Genomic DNA, 6,580 nt, shown 5'->3' with positions numbered 1-6,580 from the left:
AACTGCGGCGGATAGTTCTTCATGACCACGAGATGTCCGTTCTCAGATCCTCAGGATCCAGTGTCTCGTGTGTCCAGGATCAAGGGTCAAGGCCCGTTCGGCGCGGACTACGACGCGGCCGGCGAGTTTCAGCGGCGGCTGTGGGAGCGCGCCGAGTGGCCAGCATTCACGGTTCCGCTCGCCGCTGATCACCGTCTCCATGTGGTCTACCGGACCTTCGCGGACGACACCGGCACCGACTACCTACTCCACCACCCCGACTGGGGTCAGGCAGAGCTCATCGCCCGGGACGACGGTCACTTCATGGGACCCGGGCTGTCGTGGTCCGAGCTCGAGGCGGCTGCGGGCAACGCGCTGCCCGGCGGCAGCACTGCCGATGCCCACGCCCGCCTGCTGCTCCTGCTGCCTGCGTTCGGCGACGACGCAGTACCCGACGACGCCGTTGACCGCCTGGCGGGCGCGCTACGCGCCCGCACCAGTGTGGAGGATCCTCAAACCCTGGCCTCTGCTCTTCTGGAGAATCAAGGAGCCCCCGGCCCTGCGCACTGGACAACCGCCACGCACGGTTTCTCCGTGAACGACGGCGAGTACTCGTTCCGCAACCCTGCCAACCGCTTCGCCCTGTCAGCCGATCGCCTGGCCCGGGTGGCCACCGCACTGGCACCGTGACCAACCCGCGCCAGCTTCCGGCCGTGCGGGACGTGCGTGGAGCGATCGAGCCGTGACTGCCCTGATCACGGCTACGCAGCCGGCCTGGACAACCCCGTTCTCCGGCCTGAGTCTTCGATGCTCCAACAATGTGGTCGCCGCGGGTACGCCTCCGGGCGGCCGCCGTGCGGAGTCCGGCAGGCCGGCACCGGCAACAAGGGCGCGATCAGGTCCAGGGGACTCGGCGGAGTTGAGCTGGCAACGTTGTGGCGTACCCGCTTGTTCTCCGGATCGAGCGCGACGTGCGGGCCGATGGTCCCGGTGATCCGGCGGGGACCTCGGGCAGCAGCATCTGTACCGGGGCCGTCTCGTAGGCCTCCAGCTCGAGTGGTGAAGGGGCAGTGTTCCGGCCCTGCACTACTCGCCCGTCAGAGGGCACTGTTGGTCGGCGGGGGTGACCTGCCAAGTGCCTCGGATCAGGTCGAGCGTCGCGGTGCAGTCGACGTGTACGGGTGGTTCTTGGCCGTGACGCCACCGCTGTGGCAAAGCGGACAGGCGGATGGTCGCCAAGGTTGGTGTGGCGGCCCCAACAGCTCCGATCCAGTGGGGGCTTTCGCGGATCAGCCGGCCCGTCGTCGCGATGTCCGGTTCGGGGATCATCACTGATGAGATTTCACCGGCGCTGACGAGCGCAGAGCCAGCCAGCAGGGCTGGCAAACGGCTCAGGACGACTGCGGGCATGGCTGGATCAGTTGACTCGACCGTCAGATAGCAGTCGTCATGCCCGGAATACCAGAAGCGCGAGCCCTCGATGTGGGGTAGAACGGGCTCGTCGAAGGCAGCCGTCCCAATGAACAAGGCGATCTCATCAAGTTGGGCCGGGGTCGGCACCATCGGCACGTCGACCAGAGACAGCTCGTAGGGCGACCAACTGCCATCCAGGAACCGGGGCAGACTGTCGCGGTGCAACACCAGGATCTCCTCACCGAGTCCCGGGGTGGCACAAGCCCACGCCCCGATCGAGTGAACGGTGACGTCGGCTCCCTGCTCAGCAGCGATCAACGACGGCCGCCACTGCTGGAAGTCCTCGTCCAGGAAGCTGTTCGTCGCAAGGTCCACGACGAGGACCGTGTCGTTCACCGAACGCGAGAACACATCGATCAACTCGCTGGCCTGGGCCGCCGAAGCACTGATCTGCCACGACCTGCCGGCCTCACGGACGGTGAAACTCAGCGGGAACGGCAAACGATTCGTCCCGACGCTGTTGACGCTGAAGGCTCCATCGCGTTCAACCTCGATCATCGCCTCATCCCCTATGAACTCGAAGGCCATTTTGACCTGCGCAGATCATCATGCGTCGTCAGCCGGGGCAGGCCGCCCCGCACCGGTATTGGAAGGCGGTGCTCGGACGCTGCGCCACTCCTCGTCCTGGCAGGCGACGAGGTAGTTCGCCCAGCTGTCCAGACCACATTGGGTCCAGGCGTGTGGAGAGTTGGGGTGGATGCCGAACAGGTCGCTGACGACGATGGAAGGGAGGTCCGCGACCGCTTCGATCATCGCGGTGTCGCGGGCACTGAGTACGTGGAGTCCGTACTGGTTCATGAGCGAGTGGATCGAGGCGGCGAAGCCGGCCAGACACTCCTCGTGCGCCACGGCGGGAATATCGAAACGGTTCGCCGCGGCGATACGGGCCTGCGTGCGCGCCAGGGAGAGCGCGCCCACTGCCGGGTCGACGGGGACAGTGCCGAAGGGACGGGTCAGCTGGCCCAGTCCGCTGGGCATCAGGGCCTCGAGATCGGTGGCCTCCTCCATGTCGTGCTGGTGCGGGGCCACTTCGCCGCCCTCATCGGACGCGCCCACCCACACTCCGTACAGCTGGGCGGTCTTCTCCTGAAGCGTCATCGCATCGATCAGGGCGTCGACTCTCGCGGCGACGGGAAGGGCGGGGTCGTTCCAGAGGGGGATTTCAGGGGCGGGCCCCGCAGCGACGTCTGCGGTCGCTTTCCTTCCACATCCATCAGCCCCTGGGCCGGGCTCGACGGGCGAACAGGTACGCGAGCAGGGCGGGCGCCATGGACGACATCACTGCTGTCAGGAGGCCGGTCACCGACTGAATCCGGCGGTCAGGCCGCTGAGCAGCTGGCGGCGCCCGACGACGTACAGCGCCAGGATGGGCAGCGTCGTGAGGACGACGGCGGCGAGCACGGCGGGGACGTTGACCCCGTACTGGCCCTGGAACGACCACAGGGCCAGCGGCAGTGTCCGCTTCGACGGGCTCTGGGTGAGGATCAGCGGCAGCAGGAATCCGTTCCAGATGGTCAACGCGTTGTAGATGGTCACGGTGATGAGGGCCGGCCGGGTGAGCGGCGCCGCCAGCCGCCACAGGGTCGTCCACTCGGTGGCCCCGTCGACCCGCATGGAGTCGAAGAGTTCCTTGGGTACGTCGCGGATGAAGTTGGCCAGCACCAGCACGGACAGCGGGATGGCGAAGGCGATCGACGGCAGGATCAGCGCCAGCAGGCTGTCGTACAGATGCAGCTTGATGATGATCAGGTAGACCGGGATGACCGTCGCCTGAAGCGGGATCGCGAGGCCCATGAGAAACAGGCCGTTCACCGCCCGCAGGAACCTGAAGCGCCAGCCGCGCACGATCGCGTAGGCAGCCATGAAGGAGAAGACGACGGCCGGTATCACCGCGCCGGCGGTGACCACGACGCTGTTCACGAAGTAGGTGAGGAAGTCGGATTCGATGACCAGTTGGTAGTTGTCCAGCGTGGGGTCGCCCGACGGGACCAGCGGGTTGCTCGTGTAGTAGGTGTTCTGCGCCTTCAGACTGGTGATGAGCATCCAGTACAGAGGGATGGCGACGACGACCAGCCAGATCCATCCGGCCAGGCCGCCGGGCCAGTTGCGTCGGCGGACCGCCGGACGGGAGTGGGTGCGCCGCTCGCGGCGGGTGGCCTTCTGCGGTCGCTCGGGCTTGGTCAGCGTGGTGGTCACGTCAGGCCCCCTCGAGTTGGCTCTCACCGGCATCCCGGCCCCCGAGCCTGCGCAGCAGCAGGGCGAGGGCCAGGCCCACGAGGACGAGGATGACGGCGATGGCGCTGGCCGGTCCCATCAGGTTGGCCTGGAAGCCCCGTTTGTACATGTCCAGTGCCAGCACCCGGGTGGCGTCTCCGGGACCGCCCTCGGTCAGTACGAAGATGAGGTCGAAGAAGGTCAGTGACCCCACCACCATGAGCGTCGACGAGGTGATGATGGTGAACTTCAGCTGCGGCAGCGTGATGGTGAAGAACTGGCGGATCCGGCCGGCGCCGTCCAGCTGTGCCGCTTCGTACAGGGACTGCGGGATCTGCTGGACTCCGCCCTGGTAGATCAGCGAGTGGAACGGGATGAACTGCCAGGAGACGACGAAGACCACGAGACTGAAGGCCAGCCAGGGCCGCCCCAGCCAGTCCTGGCTGAGGAATCCGATCCCCAGCCCGTGGCCGAGCCCGAAGTTGGGGTCCAGCAGTGCCTTGTACGCGATCGCGATCGCCGCGGAGCTGAGCAGCAGCGGGATGAAGTACACCACGCCCAGTACCGCACGGTAGCGCTGGCTGCCGGCCAGGAACGTGCCGAGCAGGATACTCAGTGGTGTCTGAACGGCCCAGGACGCGGCCATCACGAGGAAGGTGACCCACAGGGCGTGCGGCAGCCCGGGTTCGGTGAGCACCGCGCGCCAACTGGTCAGTCCCGACGGGTGGATGCTGCCGATCCCGTCCCATGTGGTGAAGCTCAGCGCGAAGACGCCGACGAGCGGAATCACGGCGAAGCCGACGAAGAGCACCAGCGCCGGCATCGCCACCCAGGGCAGGATGCTGCGCGGTTCGCGACGCGGCGGATGGCTGGTGAGAGGGCTCATGTGCCGATGACCGCGTTGAGGTTGGTGGCGAACGTCTTCGGCGAGATGGACAGTTGGAACAGCTTGACGATGTTGTCCAGCAGCGTCTCCGCGGCCGTCGGGCTGAGTGCCTGGTCCCAGGACTGGGCGAACGTCTTGGCCTTGCTGGCGACGTCGTAGGTGAACTTCAGGAACTCGGCGTCCTCGGAGGCGTCCAGTTGCTTCTCCGTGCCGAGCAGGAGCGGGACCGCCCCGGTGCCGATCCAGTCCTTCACCTCGGCCGGCTGGAGGACTCCTTTGGTGAAGTACTCCTTGGCGATCTTCTTCTGCTCGGTGCTGGCCTTGGAGGAGATGTACAGGTACTGGCCGGGGTTCCCGACGGTGTCGCTCGGGTCGCCCTTGCCGCCCTCGACGGGCGGGAAGTTCATGAAGCCGAGCCCGCCGCCGGAGACGAAGTCGCCGCCGTCGGCCTTCTGGATGCCGTACGACCAGGAGCCGTGCAGCATCATCGCCGCCCTGCCGGTGTACAGCAGCGCCTGGTCGGCGTTGGAGTCCGCCGTGATCGAGGAGAAGCCCTTGACGAACCCGCCCGCCTTGACCAGCTCCTGCACCTTGGCGAGCGCGTCGAGGGCGGCCGGGTTGGACCAGGCGTCCTTCTCGCCGTCGAAGACGGCCTGGAACACCTCGGGACCGCCGATGCGGTCGAAGAGGAACTCCAGCCACATCATGTTCGTCCACCGGGACTGACCGCCCAGGGAGAACGGCGCTATGTTCTTCGCCTTGAACTTGGGCACCAGATCCATGATGTCGCCCCAGGACTGCGGCGGCTCCACGCCGACATCATCGAAGACCTTCTTGTTGTAGTAGAGGATGATCGGCTGCACGGTCTCGCACGGCATCGCGTAGATCTTGCCGTCGATGGTCGCGGGGCCGAACGAGGACGGGAAGAGCCGCTTCTTGACCTCGGGGTGGTCGCCGAACCACGAGGTGAGGTCCTCGACCTGCCCGGCCTTCACGTAGCTGCGCAGTGTTCCGCCGCCCCAGCCCCAGATGAGGGTGGGCGCCTGCCCGGCGCCGATGGCGGTCTTGATCTTCGTCTTGTACGCGTCGTTCTGGAAGGTGGTGCCCTTGATCTCCTCATCGGGGTGGGCCTTGTTGAACGCATTGAGCGCGTTCGTCCTGACGCCTTCCTGAGGCTGGCCGCTGAGGTACCAGTACGAGGCTCCGGCACCGCTCTTGCTGGGACCGGACGAGCCGCAGGCCGACAGCGCCGCGGAGGCGGGTACAACGGCTGCCAGCCCGAGGAAGGTACGCCGAGAGAGGGGGATCGCCATGTTTGGTCTCCGCACTCGAGAGCCACCGGCTACTCGTGAGTCGTAGTGAAAGCCTTTCGAAAAAGCCTTCTTCGAGCCTGCGCATGGAGCTTGTTCGAGCAAATTAAGTTTCGAACTGATGCCCTGTCAAGGCATACGCGGCACCATTGTTGGGCGGCATTCACCTGCGTAGTATCGGGCGAGCGCTACTCGCGAAAGGCCTCGGCAAAGACCGAAACATTTCGAATATTGAGGTCACAGATCGCGGAAGGAGGGACCATGCGGTGACTGCGGCTGATTCACTGCCAATGACACGCCAGGTCAGGCTGCGCCGAAACGACCCGGTGGTGTCCAGCCCGGACCGGGCCGATGCCCTCCTGACCGAAAGAGGGTCGGCGGGGACGATCGCGCCTCTCGGCCGCCGCCCGGTCGGCAACCACCCGAAGCGCGTGCCCGAAAGCGGCGCCGCGCAGGCAAATTGTGGGCAAGAGGCCCCCATCGACGGCGTGTTCGCCGGACCCAGGGGCGTTCTGTCGGCAGAGACAACACAGGGTCCTGACGGGTGTACGGGACGGCGTACTCACCGATCGGGACACGTTCACCGGACGGGATCCCTCGCGGACCGTCGAACACCACGAAGTCGAGGGGCTCTTGGGCCCCTCCTCGGACAGGCCACCTGCCGCGTCGCCGTACGGTTGACCGATTCCACCCGTGTTGCCGGCCACAATCGACGGCT

5 protein-coding genes and 1 pseudogene are annotated in these 6,580 nt (G+C 66.3%); 1 reads left to right on the top strand and 5 read right to left on the bottom strand.

Annotated elements, in window-relative coordinates; translation table 11 throughout:
• The first annotated feature begins 69 nt into the window (after positions 1–69).
• On the top strand, positions 70–669 hold the full coding sequence (locus tag ACWD3I_RS46290) for a hypothetical protein (RefSeq protein WP_365409236.1): 600 nt from the start codon (positions 70–72) through the stop codon (positions 667–669).
• A 396-nt stretch (positions 670–1,065) separates the two neighbouring features.
• On the opposite strand, the gene ACWD3I_RS46285 is transcribed toward ACWD3I_RS46290, so the two are convergent.
• From ACWD3I_RS46285 to ACWD3I_RS46265, 5 genes and pseudogenes are all read right to left on the bottom strand, one after another.
• On the bottom strand, positions 1,066–1,980 hold the full coding sequence (locus ACWD3I_RS46285; protein WP_365409239.1) for a hypothetical protein: 915 nt from the start codon (positions 1,978–1,980) through the stop codon (positions 1,066–1,068).
• A 285-nt stretch (positions 1,981–2,265) separates the two neighbouring features.
• Positions 2,266–2,613, bottom strand: a pseudogene (locus tag ACWD3I_RS46280) (glycosyl hydrolase); the annotation flags it as partial.
• A gap of 138 nt (positions 2,614–2,751) precedes the next feature.
• Complete coding sequence (locus tag ACWD3I_RS46275) at positions 2,752–3,648, bottom strand: carbohydrate ABC transporter permease (RefSeq protein WP_365409242.1); 897 nt, start codon at positions 3,646–3,648, stop codon at positions 2,752–2,754.
• Position 3,649: 1 nt separating this feature from the next.
• The gene (locus ACWD3I_RS46270; protein ID WP_365409245.1) at positions 3,650–4,552 is read right to left on the bottom strand and encodes a carbohydrate ABC transporter permease; all 903 of its coding nucleotides are present in this window, start codon (positions 4,550–4,552) and stop codon (positions 3,650–3,652) included.
• A complete protein-coding gene (locus ACWD3I_RS46265) occupies positions 4,549–5,865 on the bottom strand; it encodes a substrate-binding domain-containing protein (protein ID WP_365409248.1) in 1,317 nt (438 codons plus the stop codon). The genes ACWD3I_RS46270 and ACWD3I_RS46265 overlap by 4 nt, the downstream gene beginning before the upstream one ends.
• Positions 5,866–6,580 lie beyond the last annotated feature (715 nt).

It is taken from the genome of Streptomyces sp. NPDC002817, assembly GCF_053592055.1.
Note: the sequence above shows the minus strand (reverse complement) of the source record. Positions and strands in the feature narration are given on the sequence as shown.